The organism is Tenacibaculum mesophilum, assembly GCF_003867075.1.
GTDB classification, from domain to species: Bacteria; Bacteroidota; Bacteroidia; order Flavobacteriales; family Flavobacteriaceae; genus Polaribacter; species Polaribacter mesophilus.
Window position 1 is genome coordinate 1,751,401 of record NZ_CP032544.1, and the last position, 25,421, is coordinate 1,776,821.

The 25,421-nt window shown below is 30.4% G+C and carries 20 protein-coding genes; 7 read left to right on the forward strand and 13 right to left on the reverse strand.

Annotation, left to right across the window (positions count from 1 at the left end; all coding sequences use genetic code 11):
- Positions 1-7: 7 nt before the first annotated feature.
- From D6200_RS08035 to surE, 8 genes are all read right to left on the reverse strand, one after another.
- Complete coding sequence (locus tag D6200_RS08035; protein ID WP_317039792.1) at positions 8-3,307, reverse strand: SusC/RagA family TonB-linked outer membrane protein; 3,300 nt, start codon at positions 3,305-3,307, stop codon at positions 8-10.
- Position 3,308: 1 nt separating this feature from the next.
- Positions 3,309-5,828: a zinc-dependent metalloprotease gene (locus D6200_RS08040; protein ID WP_073184408.1), complete on the reverse strand. Its 2,520-nt coding sequence runs from the start codon at positions 5,826-5,828 to the stop codon at positions 3,309-3,311.
- A gap of 98 nt (positions 5,829-5,926) precedes the next feature.
- Entirely contained in the window at positions 5,927-7,534 is a 1,608-nt protein-coding gene (locus D6200_RS08045) for a sensor histidine kinase (RefSeq protein WP_073184406.1), read from the reverse strand.
- A 5-nt stretch (positions 7,535-7,539) separates the two neighbouring features.
- Complete coding sequence (locus D6200_RS08050; RefSeq protein WP_073184404.1) at positions 7,540-8,316, reverse strand: LytR/AlgR family response regulator transcription factor; 777 nt, start codon at positions 8,314-8,316, stop codon at positions 7,540-7,542.
- 105 nt (positions 8,317-8,421) lie between these two features.
- Complete coding sequence (locus tag D6200_RS08055; protein ID WP_073184402.1) at positions 8,422-8,964, reverse strand: C40 family peptidase; 543 nt, start codon at positions 8,962-8,964, stop codon at positions 8,422-8,424.
- 6 nt (positions 8,965-8,970) lie between these two features.
- A complete protein-coding gene (gene lpxB, locus D6200_RS08060; protein WP_073184400.1) occupies positions 8,971-10,083 on the reverse strand; it encodes a lipid-A-disaccharide synthase in 1,113 nt (370 codons plus the stop codon).
- 9 nt (positions 10,084-10,092) lie between these two features.
- Complete coding sequence (locus D6200_RS08065; RefSeq protein WP_073184398.1) at positions 10,093-10,380, reverse strand: hypothetical protein; 288 nt, start codon at positions 10,378-10,380, stop codon at positions 10,093-10,095.
- Entirely contained in the window at positions 10,368-11,138 is a 771-nt protein-coding gene (gene surE / locus D6200_RS08070) for a 5'/3'-nucleotidase SurE (RefSeq protein WP_047790531.1), read from the reverse strand. The genes D6200_RS08065 and surE overlap by 13 nt, the downstream gene beginning before the upstream one ends.
- Before the next feature lie 115 nt (positions 11,139-11,253).
- On the opposite strand from surE, the gene D6200_RS08075 reads away from it, so the two are divergent.
- The 3 genes from D6200_RS08075 to D6200_RS08085 all read left to right on the forward strand — a co-directional run bounded on the left by D6200_RS08075 (position 11,254) and on the right by D6200_RS08085 (position 14,620).
- Positions 11,254-11,766, forward strand: coding sequence for a hypothetical protein (locus D6200_RS08075; RefSeq protein ID WP_053056772.1), 513 nt, complete (start codon positions 11,254-11,256; stop codon positions 11,764-11,766).
- 78 nt (positions 11,767-11,844) lie between these two features.
- Positions 11,845-13,965, forward strand: a complete 2,121-nt coding sequence (locus tag D6200_RS08080) for a carboxy terminal-processing peptidase (RefSeq protein WP_047790532.1) — start codon at positions 11,845-11,847, stop codon at positions 13,963-13,965.
- Between the two features lie 13 nt (positions 13,966-13,978).
- On the forward strand, positions 13,979-14,620 hold the full coding sequence (locus D6200_RS08085) for an HD domain-containing protein (protein WP_073184396.1): 642 nt from the start codon (positions 13,979-13,981) through the stop codon (positions 14,618-14,620).
- Here D6200_RS08085 and D6200_RS08090 read toward each other — a convergent pair.
- Positions 14,615-15,409 carry a DUF2797 domain-containing protein gene (locus D6200_RS08090; protein ID WP_073184395.1) on the reverse strand — a complete coding sequence of 265 codons (795 nt, stop codon included), beginning with the start codon at positions 15,407-15,409 and terminating at the stop codon, positions 14,615-14,617. The genes D6200_RS08085 and D6200_RS08090 overlap by 6 nt on opposite strands.
- A gap of 66 nt (positions 15,410-15,475) precedes the next feature.
- Between D6200_RS08090 and D6200_RS08095 the strand changes: the two genes are divergently transcribed.
- On the forward strand, positions 15,476-16,984 hold the full coding sequence (locus D6200_RS08095) for a GH3 auxin-responsive promoter family protein (RefSeq protein WP_047790535.1): 1,509 nt from the start codon (positions 15,476-15,478) through the stop codon (positions 16,982-16,984).
- A 4-nt stretch (positions 16,985-16,988) separates the two neighbouring features.
- Here the strand turns inward: D6200_RS08095 and D6200_RS08100 are convergent, their stop codons facing one another.
- Genes D6200_RS08100 through D6200_RS08115 form a run of 4 tightly spaced genes read right to left on the reverse strand, consistent with a single transcriptional unit; the run spans position 16,989 to position 20,415 of the window.
- On the reverse strand, positions 16,989-17,459 hold the full coding sequence (locus D6200_RS08100; RefSeq protein WP_073184394.1) for a hypothetical protein: 471 nt from the start codon (positions 17,457-17,459) through the stop codon (positions 16,989-16,991).
- A gap of 36 nt (positions 17,460-17,495) precedes the next feature.
- Positions 17,496-18,749 carry a tetratricopeptide repeat protein gene (locus D6200_RS08105; RefSeq protein ID WP_073184432.1) on the reverse strand — a complete coding sequence of 418 codons (1,254 nt, stop codon included), beginning with the start codon at positions 18,747-18,749 and terminating at the stop codon, positions 17,496-17,498.
- Between the two features lie 59 nt (positions 18,750-18,808).
- Complete coding sequence (locus tag D6200_RS08110; protein ID WP_073184393.1) at positions 18,809-20,050, reverse strand: M56 family metallopeptidase; 1,242 nt, start codon at positions 20,048-20,050, stop codon at positions 18,809-18,811.
- Positions 20,047-20,415 carry a BlaI/MecI/CopY family transcriptional regulator gene (locus D6200_RS08115; RefSeq protein WP_073184392.1) on the reverse strand — a complete coding sequence of 123 codons (369 nt, stop codon included), beginning with the start codon at positions 20,413-20,415 and terminating at the stop codon, positions 20,047-20,049. Before D6200_RS08115 ends, D6200_RS08110 begins: the two co-directional genes overlap by 4 nt.
- A 120-nt stretch (positions 20,416-20,535) precedes the next feature.
- Here D6200_RS08115 and D6200_RS08120 point away from each other — a divergent pair, with 120 nt between their 5' ends.
- The 3 genes from D6200_RS08120 to D6200_RS08130 all read left to right on the forward strand — a co-directional run bounded on the left by D6200_RS08120 (position 20,536) and on the right by D6200_RS08130 (position 25,419).
- Positions 20,536-21,036, forward strand: coding sequence for a DUF456 domain-containing protein (locus tag D6200_RS08120; protein WP_047790539.1), 501 nt, complete (start codon positions 20,536-20,538; stop codon positions 21,034-21,036).
- A 449-nt stretch (positions 21,037-21,485) separates the two neighbouring features.
- Positions 21,486-23,183: a lysine--tRNA ligase gene (gene lysS, locus D6200_RS08125; RefSeq protein WP_073184391.1), complete on the forward strand. Its 1,698-nt coding sequence runs from the start codon at positions 21,486-21,488 to the stop codon at positions 23,181-23,183.
- 208 nt (positions 23,184-23,391) lie between these two features.
- Positions 23,392-25,419: a ComEC/Rec2 family competence protein gene (locus tag D6200_RS08130; protein ID WP_073184390.1), complete on the forward strand. Its 2,028-nt coding sequence runs from the start codon at positions 23,392-23,394 to the stop codon at positions 25,417-25,419.
- Positions 25,420-25,421 lie beyond the last annotated feature (2 nt).

The following is a 25,421-nucleotide window of genomic DNA, read 5'->3' on the forward strand; positions in this document are numbered from 1 at the left end:
GTATTTTTTAAAAAGAAAGATTAAATCCAAAAGAAATAATTTTTGGTATTGGTTGAGAATATGGACTACCAAAGGTTTCTGGATCAAAATATCCGTCATAATCTGTTCCGAAAACAAATAAATTTCTTCCTTCTAGGTTAAAGCTTAATCTTGAAACATTCATACTTTCTAAATATCTGCTTGGTACATTGTATCCAAACTTTATACTATTAATTCTTATGTACGAAATTTTATCTACCCAAATATCTAAATCTCTGTATGTATTACCTGTATCGTAAGTATGATACCAACTATACACTAAATCTGTTTCAAAACCTGGTGTTGTACTTCCTATAAAAGCTGGGTAACTTCCTGTCCCTGCTTTTAAGACTTCTTTATTATAGTTATATGTTGGGCTTATTTGCGTTGGATGATACGAAGGTGTTCGTTTTATAGTTTGGTTTATGTTAAAATTGGTTGCAACACTTAAACTAAAATCTTTGTATTGAAATTTATTTATGAAACCTCCACTAAATTCAGGATCTCCGTTACCTACATACGTATATAGATTTCTATGCTCTTCTTCTGTTAACTGGCTTCCATCAACCCCTTCTGATAGATTATAAAAATCTACTGCGGTTACTTTTTTTCCATCTTTCCAAAAAAGAGGCAAACCATTACTATCTAAACCTGCTGTTTTTATTGCAAAAACTGCATTTACTCCGTATCCTAATAAAGAAGGTTTTAATTCATTATCTCTAATTTGAATCTTTTCTACTTTATTTTTATTATGTGATATGTTAAAACTTGTACTCCATTTAAAATCATCTTTTATAATATTTCTAGAGTTTATTGCTAATTCAATACCTTTATTACTTAATGTTGCCCAATTGGTATTAATAAAATTAAAGCCAGATTCTAGTGGTATAGATTGTAATCCTATTAAATCTGAACTTTTACGATAATAATAATCTGCTGAAACGTATAATCTATTATTAAATAAGCCTAAGTCAAACCCTACATTTGATGAGATTGTTTTTTCCCAACGTAAATCTTTGTTAGGGGCAGATATTACATTAATTCCTTGTTCAGAATTCCCTGGTAAAATAGTTTCATCTTTATAATTCCCTACTACAAAAGGAGATGTTGATTTGTCTATATTTCCTTGTACCCCGTATGAACCTCTTATTTTAAACTCATTAACAGCATCTATATCAAAAAAGCTTTCTCTAGCTACATTCCAAGAACCCGCAACAGACCATAATGGTAAGTACCTAAACTCTGGATTTACTCCAAATAAGTTTGATCCATCATATCGTAAACTTCCAAATACTGTATACTTTCTATCATAAGTGTAAGAAGCTGTTCCGAAGAAAGAAGCGTAAGCATTTTCATTAATTGTTTTCTTATATGGGTTAAACAATTCATTTCCTAAAGCTCTTTCGTCTGTTATAGGTATAGTTCTTAAAGTATTTGTATTAAAACCAAATCCTTTTGTATGAATTTCAGTTCGTTTATCCTCTCTAAACTCGGTACCTAACATTACATCAACTTCATGAATATTATTTATAGAAGTGTTATAATTTAATGTTGTTTTCCAATTATATTGAAAAGCATCACTATTCCAGTTTTGATTAATACCTCCTTCTGGCATAAAAAAGGCATCGTTACCGTCTTCATCTTGGTATCTAGAGCCAAATCTATATTTTCTAGTGTAGTAACTGTTTTTATCTCCAAATTTTTCAGTTTGATCAAAGTCAAACTGCATACCTAATTGAGTATATAATGTTAAAGCATTATCAAACTTATATGTAAGATCAATTATTGGTTTAATAGAATAAGATGTTAACTCTTGATTTGTATTTTGTCTTTCTTCTAATGGATTGTATTTTAAATTTAAATCTGATCTTTCAATCAAGTCTGGGTCATAATTATAACCTCCATCTGCGTTGTATGGAGTGAAATAAGGGTTTACTCTTCTTGAGTAATTTGCTGGGTTAGTGTATGCATCTGCACCAGTAATATATGATGTGCTTTTATTTCTACTTGCAAAAACAGACACTCCTACATTTAGTTTATCATTTACATCATAGTCATTTTTAAACGTAAGATTATACCTGTTTAAACCAGTACCTTTTGTTGTTCCTTCTTCATCAAAATATCCTAAAGAGAAATAATATCTTGATTTTTCACTTCCACCTGAAAGTGTTAATCCGTATTGTTGATTTATTGCTGCTTGATACAACTCATTCCCCCAATTAATATCTTTGTTTCTTAAGCTATTAATTGCATTCTGAGCTAGCGGATTTATACTTGAAAAACCATTATTTTGGAAATTATTATATTCTCCATAGGCCTGTAAAATACGAGAAACTTCTCCTCTTTCACTTTGATAAGTTAAGTCTGATCTACGAGCTAAACCTAATTCAAAATCTACTTTCTCAGAAGCATTCATCAAGTTTAACCTATCAAAATCAGGACGTAAAGTTAAGAATGTGCTCGCATTAAAGTTTATCCTCATATTCCCCTCTTTACCTTTTTTAGTCGTAATTACAATTACTCCGTTTGCAGCTCTTGCTCCATAAATAGAGGTTGCAGAGGCGTCTTTTAAAACTGTTATTTCTTCAATATCTTCAGGATTGATTCCTGCAATTGGAAAAGATTTTAAGTTATCAATATTATCTTTATCTCTAAAATCTTTAGGGATATCATTCCCTTGTAAAGGAATTCCATCTAAAACCCACAAAGGATCAGAAGAACCGTTTAAAGTTGAAGTACCTCTAATTTGAATTTTAGCGGGTGCACCAGGAGCGCCACTAGTTGGTTGAACAAGTACTCCTGAAATTTCTCCAGAAAGCATCTGATCAATATTAGCTGTTCCTGCTCTTTTAACATCATCTGTTTTAATTTTTGCAAACGACGACGTAATTTTACGTTTCTCTATTTTTTGATAACCTGTTACGATAACTTCCCCTAAAAGCTCTTCCTTTTCTTTTAGTGTTATTATCATATCTGTACTTCTATTTTCTACATTTATTTTCTCTGTTTCAAAACCTATATATGATATTATAATATATTTTGTTTCCTTTGGTGCTTTAAAAGAGAAATTTCCGTCGAAATCAGTAGTTGTTCCAATCATTGAAGCTTGAATAACTCCTTCTATATTCGTTTTGTTACCAATTACTTTGGTTGAAGCGTAGATACTAACCCCCGGTAAAGTTTCATTTCTAGCTTCGTCTATTACCGTTCCACTAATCGTTTTTGTGTTTTGTGCAAAAACCGAAAATGGTATAAGAAGCAGTAAGTAAATTATTTTTTTGTTCATCATCTTAATTATTCAAATTATATTCAATTCTAGCTATTAAATCATTGTAGTGATTTTGAGTAGCCTTGTCCCCTTTCTTTCTTTTTCTTTTTAATAATTTTAAGATTCTTTCTAATTCAGCTCTCTTGTTTGAACCTACGTCTGATACCCTTGGTATATAAGAGAAATGTACATTTTTGAAGTTCTTACTTTTTAAGTTTGTTTCTTTAGTTTTCTTTAATAATATATTTCTATCTACTGTTAATACATCCACGTAATTTTTCTGGGTCATACGATCAAACATATCTATAGGTTTGTTATTAATCGTTTTCTTAAAAATAGCCTCGAAAAGTTCATTGAATAAGTACTCTTCTGTAAACACATCATTTTTGTCTGAAGCCAGTACTTTGTTCTCAATAATTCGCATTAATCTATCTGTTTCGATTAAACGATAAATCATATTTGTTTGATAAGCACGGTGCATGGAAATTGGAGAGTAAAAACGTTCACCATCAGGAGCGTCTCTTACTGGATATACTTTGTGTATAAGATCTGGAGCAAACAACCATTTTTGTGGTAAAATTGTTTCTTTTATGATATAATCGAGTGCTTCTTTTTGTATTTTGGTTGGTACTGGAACGAAAGTGTTTTTACCATCTCCATGTATTGTGTTATTTATATATATACCCCCTATGTTTGCCATTACATGTCCGCTGTATAGTTGCCATTGATCAATCACCGCTTTATAAAGCTTTGCTGCCTTATAATAATCTTCTCCTTCTTCATACGTCCATTTAATAATGTTTGGAACTATTCTTCTTAAGTTCTCTAACCCATACTTACTTGCTTTCACAGCATCATCTCCTAAATCTTCACTTTGAGATCTTGGATCTATAATATTTCTTTGTTGTGGACCATAAAAATACATTGGATCGTTTTCATGCTTTCGTATCCATTGATTTAATATGGGCAACTCTTCATGAGGTGTTTTTATATCTAACCAACGATATCCCCAGTTGATTGCATACTTATCATACACTCCTATTTTTGGACTAATTTCGGTTACATTATCACCTGGTTGGGCTACATAATTATAACGAGCATAATCCATAATAGATGGTGCTGTACCTCCCATTTTCTTGGTAAAACTAGCTGACCTTAACGAGTCTACTGGATAACTAAAAGAAGCCCCCATATTATGTTTTAATCCAAAAGTATGCCCCACTTCATGAGAAGATACAAATCTAATAGATTCTCCCATTATTTTATCAGAAAAAATATTAGCTCTTGCTTCTGGGTTTATAGGTCCGGTTTGAACGCGAATCCATTGGTGTAATCCTTTCATTAAATTATGCCACCAAATAATATCTGATTCTAAAATTTCTCCACTTCTTGGATCAACTATAGAAGGTCCCATAGCATTTTGTCTTTCTGATGCCACGTAGGTAATTACCGAATAGCGAACATCATCAATATCAAAATCTTTATCTTCTTTAGTAACCTCTTTTACAACTACTGCGTTTTTAAACCCAGCCTGCTCAAAAGCTTTATTCCAATCATATACTCCATTTTTTATGTATGGCACCCATTTTTTTGGTGTTGCTGGGTCTATATAATAAACAATTTGCTTTTTTGGTGTTACTAATTCTCCTTTTTTATATTTCTCTACATCTTTCTTTTTGGGCTCAAGTCTCCAACGTGTAATTAATTCACGATGTTCTACTTCATGCTGACTATCAGAATAATAATCCATAGGTTTACTAAAATATCCTATTCTTTTATCTCCAAAACGTGGTTTCATTATATTTGTTGGTAACAAAACTATATTGGTTGTAACTCCAATTGATTGCTGTAAAACTGGTCTGTTACCTTCTTTTACAGAAGTAGTAAAAAGCGATTTTACTACAATATTTTTAGAAAAAGTTTTTAACTCATCTATTTTAGATAGTTTTGTTTTTACACTTAGTAGTAAACCTAGATTAGAAAATAAATCATTAAAACTCTTATCTTCGCCATTAAAAATTCTATTTACCTTTATAAACGCAGATGTTTTTTTCTCATTTTCCGACTCTATTTTAAAACCTTCTATAATAGACTCTCCAAAATTATTACGTACTGAACGAGTTATTGCATTATTTTTTGGAGAAGTTACTCTTGGATTAATTGTTTTTACCCACACTTTATTTAATAAGGTATCTTTATAAAACCTAATTAATTTAGTTTCATAGGCCATACCCTTGTTCAATCCGTACCCATTAAATTCATAAGGAACTTGAGATATTTTATTTACTATTAAAAAATCTTTTGAAAGCAATGAATCTGGGATTTCAAAGTAGATGTCTTCTTTTAATCTGTAAATATTAAACAGTCCCTCTTTTTTGTTTCCCTCTTTTTGTAATTTCTTGTACGAAACTTTACTAGTACTTTTAATAGTATCTGTTTTTTCTTCTTCTTTCTTTTGTGCTGCTACCATTGTGGTAAAAAACACCAAGAATAAACTAAGTACTTTTAAATTAATGTTCTTCATTTGAGAATGCCCCTTCATAAATTATGTTGTTATTAAGAAGAAACCAAATGTAGAAATGAAGATGTTTGATTAAAACTAAATGAGAGTGAAGTTACTTTATAAAGGAGTGAATTTTATTATTTTGACAACAAAGGCATATAACATTTAAAATCTTCATTAAAAACCTCTGTCTTAAATGATTTTACGTTATAAAATGCGTAGAAATTACTTAAATACCCTAAGCCTACGCTATAACTTGCTTCTTTCTTATTTTTTCTTGGATTATAATTGTTACTTACTATTATCTGGTCTTCTTCAATTAAAACTTTAATAAAAAGAGGATTTTTTTTTGTTATTTCATTATGTTTAATAGCATTCTCAACCAATGTTTCTAATGCTAAAAAAGGAATTTTTTTTGATAAAGCTTTTCCTCCACTATTATCTACAACAGATAGATTTATACTATTACTAAATCTAATTTTTTGCAAAAAGAAGTATTGCTCTAAAAAATGTAATTCATCTTTTACTGTAGCCAAGTTTGCTTCTCTTTCTTTTAACAAATACCTATATACCTCTGAAAGTTTTAATACAAATTGCTGAGACATTTTTTTATCTACTCCTATTAAAACATGTAAAGAATTTAGGGTGTTGAATAGAAAATGAGGATTCAGCTTTTTTCGTAATTGACTTAATTGTAATCGTGCGTTTTTTTGTTGATATTGCTCGTTACTAATAGCCAATCGTTTTCTTTCTTGTTCGTACTGAAGCGTTTTTAAATATTGACTCCTTAGTTGACCTCGAGAAAAAGCTAATATTAACATAAAGGTTAGTAATGCCAACAAACTCATCCATAATAAATATTGTTTAATATCGTTAACAGATTCTCTGATTGAAATATTTAAAGGGAAACTTGTTATTAAAATTAACTCAGAGTTACCTACTTGTAACACATCATAATATCTTACCACTTCTAGGTTTAAATACTCTGATTTTACTGTTACTTTTATTGGCCCATTATTTTTCAATTCATTACTCTTCGTTTTTTTAATTATATTTTGGGGTGAAATAGTATTAAAAAATGTCTTTTCATATTTTCCAATGTAATTAGTATCTGGATGCAACATACAAACACCTGTTTTGTCTGTTACAATAACATACCCTCCATAAACACTATATTTTTGTGAAAAATAATTCCAATATTTTAATAAATTAATACTGTAGCCGTATACTATTGTAGTATTGTCTGATTGTTTTCTTACAATAATTTTCTGGTAATACGTAGTATCTTTTTGTGTTGATACTACTTCAAAAACCTGATTTTCTTTTTTTAATTTTCTAATCCCGTGTAGGATTTCTTTTTCTAGTTTTTTTTCTCCTAAAAAAGAAGTATATACGGCCTCATTTTCTTTAAAAAAATAAATAAAACTAGCATCAATAATTTCCTCAGAAAAAGCTAGCTCGCTATTAAAAACCAATCGATTTTTAAGTTGCTCTCTCTTTAATACAGTACTGTTATCTATAATCTTTTCTGCTCCTGAAATAAACTTATCAAACTCGTTAAAATCAAATTGTAATATTCCTTTCTTCTCTCTTACGTTTTGAGTTGTTGCTTCTTCTACTAACCTCTCTGCTTCTGACGTAATTTTATTTGTTATTAATTCGTATCCAATAAAAAATAATATTATTAACGATACACTTACCAGCAGGTAGTATTGATGTTTTCTTTTTTTTAATGGAAACTTCATAAGAACTAATTATCCAACCATTTTTTAAACTCTTTAATTCTTTGAGCACTCACTAAAAGCATCTCTTCTACATTTAAGTTTGGTTGTAATTCTATTTTTATACGATTATTACTATATTTTGATATATTATTAATCGCTGAATGTTGAATAATATATTTTCTATTAATCTTGAAAAAGTATTTTTCAGATAGTTCTTCTTCTAAACTAGAAATTGTTCCATCATAAAGGTAACTTTCGTTATCAAAAGTAAACAAGAACAAGTACTTTCCTTGTGCCATAAAATAAGCGACTTCCTCTCTTTTAATAGAAATAGATAAACTTCCTTTTGACACCAAAAAGCGTTCTTTTTCTTTTTGATGCTTTATTTTATTGTTCATTTGTAACAATAATTGCTCAAGCTTATCAGTGTATCCTTTATTCTCATTAAGGTTTACATATTTTTCTATGGCTTTATTAAGTAGCTCTTCACTGTAGGGTTTTAATAAATAATCTATGGCAAAAAACTGAAATGATTTGATGGCATACTCATCAAAAGCTGTTGTAAAAATAATAGGAATTGAAATTTTCAATCTTTCAAAAATTTCAAAGCTATAACCATCTCCAAGGTGAATATCGCTTAAAATTAAATCGCAAGTGTTTTCTTTAAGCCAAAGAATTGAATCTTCTACACTTTCCAACCGCTTTTTTACAGAAATTGGATAAGGACTTTTCTGCAATAAGTTTTCTAAAGAAGTTGCTGCTAAATCTTCATCTTCAATTATTACTACATCTAATATTTTCATTTACTTTATAGAGATTTAAGAGGGTTCTCCAAAAGTATTAAATTATTTTTATCTTTAACTAAAGGTTATTTTTATGCTAAAAACTATATTTGATTTCTTAACATTTTACAACACCCGTTTTGCTTTAATAAAAGCTCGTTTCCAATAATTCTCATGTAGCGAGGTTACTATTACTCCTCGTGATGTAGTTGAATGTATAAAACGAATATCTCCATTATCTACAGAAGTTACCAACCCTACATGATTTACTTTTCCTCTTTTTCTTGAGGTTTTAAAAAACAGTAAATCTCCTCTTTGAACTTCTCGTAAAGAAATATTTTCTCCTTGTAAATACATTTGGTGAGACGTTCTTGCGATAGGCATGTTTCGTTGTTTAAACGAAGTAAAAATCAATCCTGAACAATCCATTCCTCTTTTCGTCATTCCTCCAAAACGATATGGCACACCTTTATAAGTAACTGCTGTCCATACTATTTTATCTGCAACTGTAATTTTGCTTGATGATTTAGTTGTTGCTAATTGTGTGTTTTTCTTAACTTTTGCTACTTTTTTTGTTCTTGTTTGGTATGTAGTACTTACATTTTTTGATGATCCACAAGAAATCATTAAAAATGATACTATACATATAAATAAGATTTTTTTTATCATGCTTTTTTATTTTTTCACTCCTGCAACAATCAACTTCGCTGTTTTTTCAGAAGCTCCTTTTCCTCCTAATTTTTGTTCTAAATCAAAATATGACAAAAATAATTTCTGGCGATGTTCTAATTCTAAAATACGTGTTAATTCGTACTGTAATTTTTTTTTGGTAAAATCATTTTGTATCAACTCTTTTACCACTTCTCTATCCATTATTAAATTTACTAACGATATATATTTTAATGTTATTATTCGCTTAGCTATTTGATAAGAAATATTACTTCCTTTATAACACACTACCTGAGGTACTTTAAACAAAGCTGCCTCTAGTGTTGCTGTACCTGACGCAACCAAAGCAGCATGTGAAATACTTAACAAGTCATACGTTTTATTATTAATGAATTTTACATTGGCATCTCCAATAATTTCTTTATAAAACTCATACGATTGACTTGGTGCTCCTGCCACTACAAACTGATATTGTGGAAAATCTTTTACCAATGAAAGCATTACTGATAACATTTTTGTTATTTCCTGCTTTCTACTTCCTGGTAACAGTGCTATAACCTCCTTATGTCCAAGGTCGTGTTCTTTTCTAAACTTTTCGATAGAAACTTGCTCTCTTCCTGCAATTCCATCGATTAAAGGATGACCCACAAAGCGAACATTATAATCATACTTTTTGTAAAACTCTTTTTCAAATGGGAGAATTACAAACATTTGGTCGATATCTCGTTTAATATCTTTTACTCTACCTGCTCTACTTGCCCAAACTTGAGGTGATATATAATAATTGGTTCTAAAACCTTGCTTTCTTGCCCACTTAGCTATACGAAGGTTAAAACCTGAGTTATCAATAAAAACTATTACATCAGGATTAAATTGAGCAATATCTTTTTTACAAAAAGAAATCATTCCTAAAATCTTTCGTAAATTCATCAACACCTCAACAAAGCCCATAAAAGCACGCTCTTTATAATGCTTAACAAGTGTACCGCCAACTTCTTGCATTAGGTCACCTCCCCAAAAACGAATGTCAGCTTTCGGATCTTCCTTTAACAAGGCCTTCATCAAATTAGCTCCGTGCAAATCACCTGAAGCCTCACCTACAAGAATGTAATATTTCATGTATTAAAATTAGAAAAACTTTAAATATGCTGTTAATAAAGCTACAGCAATTGTAGTTATTAACACTCCTCTTGCTCTGTAATCTTGTTTTTTCTTTAAAAACACCCAAAAAACAAATAAGTTAGGTATTGCTGCCAGAGCTATTACAGAACCTAATACCCCTCCTTCTCTTATTTTAGAAATCGTTTCTGAAATACTAAGTTCTGAAATGTACTCTAAATAAACAAAGAAGCCACAAGTTGTTGCCAACAATGAGACTATGATTCCTATTAGTATTTCTTTTTTTATATGTCCCATGTATGTAACTTTTGAATTGCGTGATGTGCTGTCATATCAAATTGAACAGGCACTACCGATATAAAACCATTTTCTAACGCCCAAATATCAGTATCTTGTCCTTTATCTCTATTAATAAACTCTCCTGAAAGCCAATAGTACTCTTTGCCAAACGGACTTTTACGTTTATCAAACGTTTCTTTCCAATAACCATTCGCTTGTCTACATATACGAACTCCTTTAATTTCGTCTTCTTTCAACTTCGGAATGTTTACATTTAAAATTACCCCGTCAGGTAATCCGTTTAATAAAACATTTAACGCTATTTTTTCTATAAACTTACGTGCAGCTCTAAAATCAGCATGCCAATCAAAATCTAATAAAGAAAAACCTATTGCTGGAATCCCTTCAATACCTGCTTCAACAGCAGCACTCATCGTTCCTGAATAAATTACATTGATGGATGAATTGGATCCGTGATTAATTCCTGAAACACATAAATCTGGTGTACGATTTAAGATTTCATTTTTTGCCATTTTAACACAATCTGCAGGCGTACCAGAACAACTGTACTCTATTTGTGGACCTTCATCAATGGTTATAGGGTTACAATGTAACACATTATTCACCGTAATAGCATGCCCCATTCCACTTTGTGGGCTATCAGGAGCCACCACCACTACATCCCCTATTTTATTCATAATTTCAATCAACATACGAATACCAGGAGCCGTAATTCCGTCATCATTCGTAACTAAAATCAAAGGTCTATCTTGCATAGTAAGTAAGTTTTACAACAAATGTAATATAAAAAATGGATTCTTTTTTTAACATTTTGTAAAGACAAATTGGTTCATTTTATGTGTAAAATTGTGGTAATCAAACCCAAGCATTATGGTACGGATTATTGTTTATGTAACTATTTTTATAATTTCTTCTTTTTTTTCAATTATTTCAGCACAAAACGCCCCCACAATACCATGTAACGAAATAGGTTATACCCAATTTGATTTTTGGGTCGGAAATTGGAATGTTTATAACACTGAAGGAAAATTAATTGGTCACAATAATGTTATAAAAACGCCTAATGCCTGTGCTATTCAAGAAAATTGGGATTCAAAAACATCCAAAAATAAAGGGACTAGCTACAATTATTACAATAAAAAAGATAATACTTGGAATCAGGTTTGGATTGATAACACTGGTTTTTCATTAGTTTTAAAAGGTAGTTTTAAAGATAATTCTATGATTTTAAAAAGTGATCTTATAAAAAAAGATAAAGGCAATTATTACAATCAAGTTACTTGGACAAAAAACAAAGATGGTTCTGTAACTCAAGTTTGGAATCTTCTAAATGAAGACCATAAAAAGACTCAAGAAGTTTTTAGAGGCATTTATAAAAAGTAATAATGCTAAAAAATTGGCATTATTTTAGTAGCTTAGCAACACAACGACTCAACACAAATTAAAAAGACAGAAGATTTTATGAAGACGAAGTTTATTATACCATTTTTAGCAATCACACTTTTATTTTCTAATTCTGTTAGTTCTAATACAGTTCCTAACAACGATCCAGAAAAAGATCGTGTAATTGTTTACGTTTTAAAAAATATTTTAAGTCGATATCATTACGTTCAAAAAAAATTAAATGATGACTTTTCCGAACATGTATATAACACATTTATCGATGGACTTGATCCTAATAAACGTTATTTTACTCAAGAAGATTTAAAAGAATTCTCTCAATATAAATATCAAATAGACAATCAATTAAGAGACTCAAATATTGATTTTTACAAATTGGTGTATCAACGCTTTTTAGAAAAGATGGAGTCTGGTAAAAAGACCTATCGTTCCTTATTAAAACAACCTTTTAATTATAAAAAGAAAGAGGTTATTGATGTTGATTATGATAAGGTTCCGTATGCTAAAAACGAAACTGAATTAATGAATTACTGGAGAAAGCAATTAAAACTATCTATTTTAAGTAACATTGAAGACGCCGAAAACCAGCAAAACGAAAAAGCTAAAAAGGATAAAAGTTTTAAAAAGAAAAGCTTTAAAGAACTAGAGGCTGAAGCAAGAAAGAAAGTCCTAAAAAATATGGACGATTTATATATGCGTATCGGTGAACTTGAGAACTCTGATTGGTATTCTACTTTTTTAAACAGTGTAGTAAGCGGTTTTGATCCACATACAACCTATATGTCTCCTCGAATTAAAACACGTTTTGATCAAGAGATGTCTGGTAAATTAGAAGGTATTGGAGCTCGTTTGCAAAAAAAAGGAATTTACACCCATATTGTTGAATTAATTTCTGGAGGTCCAGCATGGAAACAAGGTGAATTAGAAGCTGACGATATTATTTTAAAAGTTGCACAAGGTGATGAAGAGCCTTTAGATATTGTTGGAATGCGTTTAGATGATGCCATAAAATTTATCAAAGGAAAAAAAGGAACTGAGGTACGTTTAACTGTAAAGAAAAAGATTGATGGTTCTATTAAAGTAATTCCAATTATTAGAGATGTAGTTGAGCTTGAAGAAACTTTTGTAAAATCAAGTATTGTTGAAAAGAATGGCAAAAAGTATGGGATTATTAATCTTCCTAGGTTTTATATAGATTTTAATGACTTAAGCCGTAGAGATGCTGCTAAAGACATGGAAAAAGAAATTGAGCGTTTAAAAGAAGAAGATGTTCAAGGTTTAATTGTTGATTTGCGTGACAACGGTGGTGGGTCTTTAAAAACAGCTATTGAAATTGGTGGTTTATTCATTAACAAAGGACCAATTGTTCAAGTAAAATATCGTGGTGAAGATCCTTTAGTAAAAGTTGATACTGATCCAAAAATTCAATGGGAAGGGCCTTTAGTAGTAATGGTAAATGAATTTTCTGCTTCAGCTTCTGAAATTTTTGCTGCTGCAATGCAAGATTATAAACGTGGTGTTATTATTGGTGGTAAACAAACTTACGGTAAGGGAACTGTACAAAATGTATTACCTATAAACCGTTTTTATGAACAATATCCTAACGATTTAGGTGCTTTAAAAATGACCATTCAAAAGTTCTATAGAATTAATGGTGGTTCTACTCAAATTGAAGGAGTTTATTCTGATATTTCTTTACCTACCCGATATAGTTATATGGACTTTGGAGAACGTGATTTAGACGGTGCTTTGCCTTGGGATAAGGTACAACAAGCAAAATATACTGCTACGAATTCATACAGTAACTTTGCTGATGTAGTATACAACAGTAAACAACGTGTAATGAATAACGAAAAGTTTAATAAAATAAATGACTATGCTAAATGGTTAAAGAAAAATCAAGACGAAAGAGTCTATTCTTTAAACTATGATGCTTTTAAAAAGGAAAGCGAAGCTAAAACAAAAGAAGGAGAACAGTTTAAAGATATTTTTAAATTTGATTCTCATCTAACTTTTGTCTCTCCTAAATATGAGTTAAATTTATTTAAAAAGGATACTGTTTTAGAAGAAAAAAGAGTTGCATGGCATAAAAACCTTCAGAAAGATATTTATGTAAATGAAGCGCTAAACGTTCTTAGCGAGTTGAAAATGAACGATAATCATGTAGCTGTAAAACATTAAAAAAAGGGTTCGAATGAACCCTTTTTTTTCTACTCATTTTATGTTAAAGAACACTTTTTTAAACTTATTGGCTACTTACTCAAACGATAATAGCTTCAATATTTTATTGTGGCAAGAAATAGAAGAGTATTATACCAGTAAAAAAAGACATTATCACACATTAGAACATCTTGAAAATTTACTTTTTCAATTAACTCCTATAAGAACCAAAATAAGTAGTTGGAACACAATTCTATTCACACTGTTTTATCACGATGTTATCTATAATTCTTTAAAAAACAACAATGAAGAAAAAAGTGCTGAGTTAGCTGTAAAAAGAATGAATCAACTTTCAATTCCCAATAAAGTTATAGAAAATTGTTTTTCACAGATTTTAGCTACTAAATCTCATAAAACATCTGAAAATTCAGACACTAACTACTTTACAGATGCTGATTTATCTATCTTAGGTCAAAGCTGGGAAGTATATACTCAATATTATAAAAATGTTCGAAAAGAATACGCTATTTATCCTAATATAATCTATAATTCAGGTCGTAAAAAAGCTTTACTGCATTTTTTAACAATGAAAAATATATTCAAAACAGAATACTTTTACCAAAAGTTTGAGGAAACAGCACGAAAAAATATTCAGAAAGAAATTGAACTATTATAATAGCCCAATTTTAACCACCAATCCTTCATTAGAACGAACATTAAACACTGTTTCATCCTCAAAAATTAAGTACTGTCCTTTAATTCCCACCAATTTACCTGTATACGTTCCTTCTTTCTCTAAATTCAAACTTTTAGGCTTTTTAGGGAACTTTTCAACAGGAAAATTAATATTCGTTTCAGTATTATTAACTATATAATATTCTTTCGCTTCATCAGGAATAAACTCTTGTAATCGCTCACGCCACTCTACCAAGTTTTCATCTTTAATATCATTCTTCAACATGGTTCTCCAATTCGTTTTATCCGCTACATGCTCTTTTAAAGCTACCTCGGTAATTCCTGCTAAATAACGATTCGGCACCTCTACTATTTCAATAGCTTCATGCGCTCCTTGATCTATCCAACGAGTGGGTACTTGTTGCTTTCTTGTCACTCCAACCTTTACATTACTTGAGTTTGCTAAATACACAATATGTGGCTGTAGCTGTACCCTTTTTTCATACTCCAAATCTCTATCTTCTTCTCCTAAGTGTGCTTTACTCAATTCAGGACGCATAATCCAATCTCCTGCAGTTGGAATTTCAAAAAAGCATTTTTTACAAAATCCTTGACGGTATATTTTCTTTTCTAAATGACAGTTTAAACACTCGTAAGTAACAAAACTTAAGGTTAATTCTTTATTCAATAACTGATTCATATTCAAAAAATCCACTCCCATATCTAAATAGTATTGAACTGTGTTTAAATTCTCGGTAGGCATTTTTTTTAAAACTCCTTGGTACTGCATGTCTTAAATTTTGTTACATTTAGCTTCACAAAATTACAGTAAAAAAATTGAATTAATAGTTAATCTATGACGTTTCCATTTATAAATTCAATCATCTCTTGGTTCTTAAAAAAGCGTAAACATCAAGTAGAGTTGTTTTTAAAGTATCCTATTGATGTTCAAAACGAGCTACTACTAAAGCTTGTAACTGCTGCTAAAAACACTGAATTTGGGAAACAACAAAACTTTTCTTCAATTAAAAGTTATACTGACTTTGCCAACAACGTTCCCATTCAACGTTATGAAAGTATTGAACCACTTATTGAGCGTTGTAGAAAAGGAGAGCAAAATTTATTTTGGCCTACACCTATACGTTGGTTTGCCAAATCAAGTGGTACTACCAATGCAAAAAGTAAATTTATTCCTGTAAGTGATGAAGCTATTGAATATTGTCACTTTAAAGCAGGAAAAGATATGTTATGCTTATATATCAATAACAATGAAAACGCAAAGCTTTTCACTGGTAAAGGACTCCGTTTAGGTGGTAGTTCTGCTGTATACGAAGACAACAACAGTTATTTTGGTGATTTATCGGCTATAATTATTGAAAACATGCCTTTTTGGGCAGATTTTAGCTCAGCTCCAAAGCAAGAAACTGCTTTAATGAGTGAGTGGGAAACAAAAATGGAAGCTATTATTAACGAAACCATTCATGAAAATATTACAAGCTTAGTTGGTGTTCCTTCTTGGATGTTAGTTTTATTAAATAGAGTATTAGAAAAAACAGGAAAGGATAATATTTTAGAAGTTTGGCCTAATTTGGAGGTTTATTTTCATGGAGGAATAAACTTTAACCCGTATAGAGAGCAGTATAAGAAACTCATTCCAAGAGACGATTTTAAATATTATGAAACCTATAATGCATCAGAAGGTTTTTTTGCTATTCAAGACCGAAATGATTCTGACGAAATGTTGTTAATGTTAGACTACGGAATTTTTTACGAGTTTATTCCAATGAGCGAATACAACGGAGAAAATTCTAAAGCAATTCCTCTTTCTGAAGTAAAAAAAGGCATTAATTATGCTATTATTATTACCACAAATGGTGGTTTATGGCGTTACTTAATAGGAGATACTGTTAAGTTTACCTCAACCAATCCTTATCGTATAAAAATTACTGGACGTACTAAGCATCATATCAATGTTTTTGGAGAAGAGTTAATTATTGAAAACGCTGAGGATGCTTTAAAAGTAGCGAGCGATAAAACCAACTGTGAAATTAAAGAATATACCGTTGGTCCTATTTTTATGAATGGTAAAGAAAATGGAGCCCATGAATGGGTTATTGAATTTAAAAAAGCTCCTGAAAACCTTACCTTTTTTACTGAAGAATTAGACGAAGCTTTAAAAAGCTGCAACTCTGACTATGAAGCTAAGCGTTATAATAATATGACTTTAGCAATGCCTAAGATACATCAAGCTCGTGAAGGCCTGTTTTATGACTGGATGAAGAAAAAAGGAAAATTAGGTGGACAACATAAAATTCCTCGTTTATCTAATAGTCGTGATTTTGTTGAAGAACTTTTAAAGCTATAGTTTACTATTCTGTTTTAATTTTAATAGGTAATTGGTACTTTGTTACTACTGGAATTTCTCTTTTGGTAGCGGGAGCAATTCTTGGTAATTTTTCTATTGCCAACTTTATTATACTATCTAATTCTGGTAATTGAGTCATAACAACACTAGAAGCAGTAACCTCAGTTAAAACAAATTTCCCTTCTTTATTAATTAGAATATCAATTAAAACTTCTTCATCTAAACTATTTTTAGTAACAAAATTATGTTGCTGTAAACTCGTCGTTATTCTTTTATGAATTTCTTTTCTAAAACAATTCGCTTTTGCTTTATCAAGTAGATCTTTACATTTATTAAAAGCAGGGTACTCATCTACTTTTGTAAAGTCAACTACTGTATCTACAACTTGTGAGTTATCTTTTTTTAAATATGAAAAGAAGTCGCAAGAAGAATATAGTAAAGCACAAAATAAAAAAGCTACACAACGAGAATTCATCTTATTGATTTTAAGATGAATATACAAAATTAAATACTATTGTAAAATCTCTCCTTGTAAGAAATAGTACTTTTTAATTTCTTTTATTCTCTCTTTTGCATATTTGGTTAAAACTGAATCTTTTCTTTCAAAACGATTTACGTAGTTTTTGTAATGTTTATAAGCTATTCGTTTATCCTTATAATAATCTTCACTAGTTTTAGCTAGTTGGTACAAGGCTTTATAATTTTTTCTATTCTCTTCAAAAGCTCTTTTATAAGACTTTACCCCTTCTTTTGGGTTTCCTAATTTTTCGTACACTCTAGCTAATTGATAGTACTCAACATCTCGAGGCTCTTTACCCGCAAAAGTTGCCACCATATAATCTAGCTGAGCTTTATAAAACTTTTTCTTTTCAAAATTGATGTCTCCTAAATAGGTATACGCTTTAAAATCTGATCTATCAATTCTTATAGCTTTATTAAAGTACTTTTTTGCTTCGTCATATTTCTTTAGATTGAAAAAACAACGCCCTAGCATTTTCTGTGTGTAATGTTCGTTGGGCGCTATAGTATCTATTCTTTGTAAATATTGAATGGCTTCAGTAAACTTCTCTTCTCTATATAAATTATTAATTTTCAACTTATTTAAGTTCATATGATTTGGGTTCACTACCAAACCTTTATTTATAAAAATGTTTGCTGAATCTTTATCTCTTAATGAAGTGTAGGCTAATGCTAAGTGGTGAATAGACTTAATGTGAGTTGTATCATTTTTATAAGCTTCTAAAAAACTATTTATTTTTAGATTTCTTTTTTTTAACATTCCATAAGCAACTCCCAATCGGTAATAATAATTTGCACTTGTACTATCTTGTTTAATGATATTTTTAAAAGTATCGATTGCTTTTGCAGGTTGCTTGGTTTGTGTATACAATTTTCCTAATTGATACTTAATGAGTAAATTTTCAGCATCATCATTTATAATACCTTCATAAACATCAATAGCTTTTTGTAGTTTATTCTCTTTTTTATAAGCTTTTGCTAACTTTATTTTTACTGAATAATCATCTTTTAACTCCAATGCTTTTTCGTAATATATAGAAGCTTTTTTATAATCATCAATTGAAGCGTAAATAGATGCTACTTTTGAGGTTGATTGAAAAGTAGTATCTAACTCATGTAACTTTTTTAATGCTGTTTGGTAACGTCCTATATTCACTAAACTATCAATAGTTTTAAAAGTCGAAACTTGTGCCTCGACTTTTAAAATTCCTATTACAAAAACAATAAGTAAAATTTTATTTCTCACGTTTCTATTTTTGGTGTTATTCATAAGTTATCTAAGCTGGCAATATAGTTAATTATACATTAAAATGTGATAGGCAATACAAACCCAGTTCTTACAATTTTACCATTCTTTTCTCCTGGTTTCATTTGAGGTAATTTTTTTAGCATATCAATTGTGTGTGTTTTTAACTCTGGATGCGGTGCACGAACTTTAAAACCAAATACTCTCCCATCTATTCCTATTTTAAACAAAGCATAGATTCTTTTTTTTCCAGAAATCTCCTTTATTGAATCTGCTAACTTTACATTAAAATTCTTTTTCACAAACTTCATCATACTTAAATTAAAACATTTTCTATCACCTTCTTCACAACCAGGAAATGTTGGAGCTTTATCCAAACTAGAAAATGGTACATCTTCCACTTCACTCATGTTTTCTTTTGTAATATTCTTACTTCTCTTCTCACTAAGTTTTACACTTGAGCACGCAGTATATAAAATCATGCTTCCTAATAATGGAATTAGCAGCAAATACTTTAGTTGTTTTACTTTTTTTGATTGTGTTTTCGTCATCATAATAATTCGTTTTTTGATTAATGAATGTTTGTAAAATTGATTAATGAATGAAATATGCTCGACCTGAAAAATATCAGCGAGTAAATGGTTGATATAATTTTCTTTTTTATCTGATTTGCTGGCTACAGCATCTGAAATATATTCATGAACTAACGATATACGATTCTGATACACATACACCATTGGATTAAACCACATAATTATTTTCAAAAACTCAAAAAACAACAAATCTAATGTGTGTTTCTGTTCGCTATGTACTAATTCGTGCTGAATAATTTTTTCTTGTTTTGACGATGGAATATCCTTTCCTAAAAAAATATAATTGAAGAATGAAAACGCCTTTGTTTCTTTTGGCAATAAAACCAACTTATAATTTTCTTTTCTAGCAACGCCATATTGTAAAACTAATCGAATAATCCGTTCTAACTTCACTAAAAACACTACAAAAAACAATAAACACCCAATCCAAAATAGTACATCTAAATAATTGAAAGATTGATACCATGCCGCTTTTTCAATCACTTTTTGAGGTGACAACACTACCTCTGGCAACAAAGTGTAATATTCTTGCGGTACTGCTTTTTGAACTGTTGAAATTTTAAACAAAGGCAACACAAAAGAAAGCAGTGCAGTACTTAACAAGTACCATCTATTTTTGTTAAAGAAAGTTTCTTTACTTAAAAAGAAATCATACACCGCCACAAAAAGCACCTGGAATAATACAACTTGAATGATATAATTTATCATGACTTTTTATTTTTATTCACCTCTTTTAAAATACTCTCTAGTTCTTGAATATCCATTTTGTTTTCTTTCATAAAAAACGACACCATGCTCTTGAACGAACCTCCAAAATAGCCGTTCATTAACTTATGTAAACTCTCATTACTATACTCAGACTTTTCTACCAATGGATAGTAAATATATCCCCTACCTTTTGACTCGTGCCCCACAAACTCTTTGGTCTCCAAAATCCTTATAATAGTTGAGACAGTATTATATGCTGGTTTTGGCTCAGGTAATTCAGTTATTACTTCTTTTACTGAAGCTTTTTTTAACTTCCATAATACCTGCATTATTTGCTCTTCTGCCTTCGTTAATTGTTTACTCATGATATCTTTTTATAAATATTTCTGAAACAAATATAACTAAAAAATTAGTTTAAACTATTTTTTTAGTTGATAAATATGTAACAAAGCTTTTATATCTTCGTCTTATCAATAAAAAAGTTAATGGATATATTTTTAGTAATACTCGGTTTTGTATTTGCATGTTTAGGAATTATTGGTTCATTTTTACCAGTATTACCAGGTCCTATTACTAGCTGGGTAGGTTTGTTATTATTACATTTAACAAAAGCTGTTCCTCAAAACTGGACATTTTTGGGAATCACTTTAGCTATTGCTGTCATTATCTTTTTTCTTGACTACTTTATCCCTGCTATGGGAACTAAACGTTTTGGCGGCACCAAATATGGAGTATATGGCACTACTATCGGATTAATTATTGGACTACTCTCTCCTATTCCTTTCGGAATTTTAATTGGCGCTTTTGTAGGTGCTTTGGTTGGTGAATTGATTTATGATAGCAAAGACACTAACAGAGCAATCAAGGCATCATTTGGTGCTTTTTTAGGTTTTTTAGCTTCTGCAACCATTAAGTTTTCAATTTCTATGGTATTCTTAGTGCTATTTTTTGTTAAGTTTTGGGAGTATAAAGGTGCTTTCTTTTAGGAATAAGCTCGCTATATTTAGCTTTTTACTTCCAATCATGAGATTCCTCCTCGTACCTCGTTTGGAATGACAGGTATTCATTATTTAAGAAGTTAGCAATTACACTTAATCCCCAGATTAAAGCATTTGTTTAAGCTCCTCGAAGAGAGCGAGTGCGGAAAGCGGGAAATAGCTTCAAAATAAACGTAAATAAAATGCAAAAAAAAAGCAACCCATCTAAGGGAAGCTTTCCATTGGTTAACAAAACCATGATACTATTTAAAGTATCTAACAACACAACTAAATGCTGTCCTTTTAAAATTAGACAGCCTGCAAATATACATTCTTTTTAGAAACTCACAAATAAAAAATAACTTTTTTATAAAATCTATGTGATACTACCGTTGTCTAATTTTGTAATTGATTGTATCTTTGCACCTTTAAATTAAAATTACTTAAAAATTAAGTCAATGCAATTATCAGAACAAGAAGTTGTACGTAGAGAAAAACTATCAAAATTACGTGAACTGGGTATCAATCCATATCCAGCAGATTTATTTCCATTCAATTCAAATTCCAAACAGATTAAACAGGAGTTTAAGGAAGGTAAGAAGGTAGTTATTGCTGGTAGGTTAATGTCTCGTCGTATTCAAGGAAAAGCTTCTTTTGCTGAATTGCAAGATAGTGAAGGACGTATTCAAGTATACTTTAACAGAGATGAAATTTGTACTGGTGAGGACAAAACTTTGTACAACGAAGTATACAAAAAGTTATTAGATATTGGTGATTTTGTAGGTATTGAAGGAGAGTTGTTTAAAACTCAAGTTGGAGAAATCACCGTGATGGTAAAAGATTTTAAATTATTAAGTAAGTCTTTAAAGCCATTACCATTACCTAAAGTAGACGCTGAAGGAAATACCTTTGATGGTTTTACTGATCCTGAGATGCGTTACCGTCAACGTTATGCTGATTTAGTGGTAAACCCACAAGTAAAAGAAGTATTCGTAAAACGTACAAAGTTATTCAATGCCATGCGTCAGTTTTTTAATGATGCTGGTTATTTTGAAGTAGAAACACCTATTTTACAACCAATCCCTGGTGGGGCTGCTGCAAGACCATTTATTACACATCACAACGCATTAGACATTCCGTTGTACATGCGTATTGCAAATGAGTTATACTTAAAGCGTTTGATTGTTGGTGGTTTTGACGGTGTGTATGAGTTTTCTAAAAACTTCCGTAATGAAGGAATGGACAGAACTCACAACCCAGAATTTACGGCAATGGAAATTTATGTAGCTTACAAAGACTACAACTGGATGATGGAGTTCACCGAAAAATTATTAGAGCACTGTGCTTTAGCTGTAAACGGAACTACGGAAGCTACTTTTGGAGAGCATAAGGTAGATTTTAAAGCTCCGTATGCACGTGTTACGATGGCAGATTCTATCAAACACTTTACTGGTTTTGACATCAACGGAAAATCGGAAGATGAAATTCGTAAAGCTGCTCAAGACATGGGTATCGAGGTAGATGACACCATGGGTAAAGGAAAATTAATTGATGAGATTTTTGGTGAAAAATGTGAAGGAAACTACATTCAACCAACATTTATTACCGATTATCCAAAAGAAATGTCTCCATTGTGTAAAGAACACCGTGACAATCCTGAATTAACCGAGCGTTTTGAGTTAATGGTATGTGGTAAAGAAATTGCCAATGCATACTCTGAATTAAACGACCCTATCGATCAACGTGAACGTTTTGAAGCTCAGTTAAAGTTAGCTGCGCGTGGTGATGATGAAGCTGGTGAATTTATCGATCAAGACTTCTTACGTGCGTTAGAATATGGTATGCCTCCTACTTCTGGATTAGGAATTGGAATGGACCGTTTAATTATGTATTTAACGAACAATCCTTCAATTCAAGAAGTGTTATTCTTCCCACAAATGAAACCTGAGAAGAAAGCTCCTACAGTTGAATTAAACGACGATGAAAAAGCTGTATTAGCTTTATTAGAAAAAGCTGAAAAAATAGATTTAAATGATTTAAAATCTCAAAGTGGTTTGTCTAATAAAAAGTGGGACAAAACTATTAAAGGACTAACTAAAAACAGTCTTGCTAAAGTTGAAAAAACAGCCGAAGGTTTGTTTGTAGAAATCGTATAGGTTATTTCTAAAACTGAATATAATTAAAAAGCAATCTCGTTTGAGATTGCTTTTTTGTTTGGTTTTAATTCTATTTTAGTAGATAAATTTGATAATAGAAAATTAAAACTACAACAATCTAAACTTTAAACATCTCCTGAAGGTACTCTTAACGAAGAAAATCAATTAAACTCTTACACTCATTTTTTTTTCATAACTTTAGAGAGCTATGAAAAAAATTTTAGAATACCCTCCTTCTCACTTTTTGGTGTGCCTTATTATTGGAATAACTCTTCAGTTTTATACACAGATATGGCTGTATAATTTTATATACTTGTTTTATTCTTTAATAGGGTTTCTTGTCATTCTTTATTTCTTAAAAAGAACTCAAGCGCGAAAAGCTTTTAGTATAGTCACATTATTGTTCTTTGTTTTTATCGGGGTTAGCACCACCTATATTCACAATCCAAAGAATTATGTAAGCCATTATAAACATCAATTAACTAAGAATTCTACTTATATACTTGATGTACAAAAAGTATTAAAACCAGGGAACTACTATACAAAATATGTAGTTAAAGTTTCACAAGTAGATTCTACTAAAACCACTGGATATATTCTTCTAAATATTCAAAAGGACAGTTTATCACCTATATTAAAGGTGGGTAATCGAATATTTATCAAAACTCCTTTTAAAGAATTAATTCCGCCGTTAAATCCACATCAATTTGATTACAAACAGTATTTAGCAAAACAGTATGTTTATCATCAAGTATTTATAGATGATCATCAATTCAAAAAACTTGAAAACTCAAAGCTTTCTTTAATCAGTTTATCTGCTCATATTAGAGGTAAAATACAAGCTTCCTTAAAAAAGTATCATTTTACAAATGATGAATTTGCTGTGATTAATGCTCTATTGCTTGGTCAACGTCAAGAAATTTCAAAAGAGTTATTAGAAAGCTACACCAACGCAGGCGCTATTCATATTCTTGCCATTTCAGGACTCCACGTAGGAATTTTATTATTACTACTCTCCTATCTACTCAAACCTTTAGAAAACCTTCCGTATGGAACAATCATTAAAACCGTTTGTGTTATCTTCCTACTTTGGTCATTTGCTTTTATAGCTGGTTTATCTGCTTCGGTAGTTAGAGCAGTAACTATGTTTACTTTTGTAGCTATCGGGTTATCCTTTAAACGAAAAAAGATTATTGAATTTTCTTTAATAAGCTCCATGCTATTTTTACTTTTAATAAAACCGATGTTTTTATTTGATGTTGGGTTTCAATTAAGTTATTTAGCAGTTTTTGGTATTGTTTGGGTACAACCTTTACTTTACAGTATTTGGACACCTAAATTACGATTTCTCGACAAAGGTTGGCAATTATTTACAGTTTCTATAGCTGCACAAGCAGGAATTTTACCAATTAGCTTGTATTACTTTCATCAGTTTCCAGGGTTGTTTATCCTATCTAACTTAATTATCATTCCTTTTTTAGGTACAATTTTGTTTGGTGGAATTGTAATTATTATACTAGCAACGTTTAATATATTGCCTCAATTCTTGGCGAATATATATGGATCAATTATTTCTTTGATGAATTATTTTGTTAGTTGGGTTTCGAAACAAGAAGTGTTTTTATTGAAAGAACTTTCTATGTCTTTTGAAGCAATGATAGCTTGGTACATATTCATTATTTTCTTATTTCAACTTTGGTTTCGTAAAACCTATAATAATATTGTACTCTTTCTAACTTCAACTATTATTTTACAAGGGGTTTATTTATATGAAAAAAGCCAGCGAGTAAACAAAAGTGAATTTATTGTATTTCATAAAAGTAGGTATTCAATTTTAGGAGAAAGAAACAGGAACGAGCTTAACATTTTTAGTTCACTAAATGACTCTATTCTTCTGCAAGAAAAAATTTTACAATCTTACAGAGTTGCTCAAGGCATTATTTCTAAAAATATTGATTCGATATCATTCATTGCTTCTTTCAGTAACAAACAAATTTTAATTGTAGATAGTTTAGGGATGTATCAAATAAAAAAACTTAAAAACCCAATAGTGGTTTTAAAAAATAACCCAAAAATAAATTTAAGCAGACTTATTTATTGGCTAAAACCAAAGCAAATCATTGCTGATGGAAGTAATTACAAATCGTACATTAACGGGTGGAAAGAAACTTGTTATAAACAAAAAACACCATTTTGGTATACTGGTCAAAATGGTGCTTATATTATAAAAGAATAAGT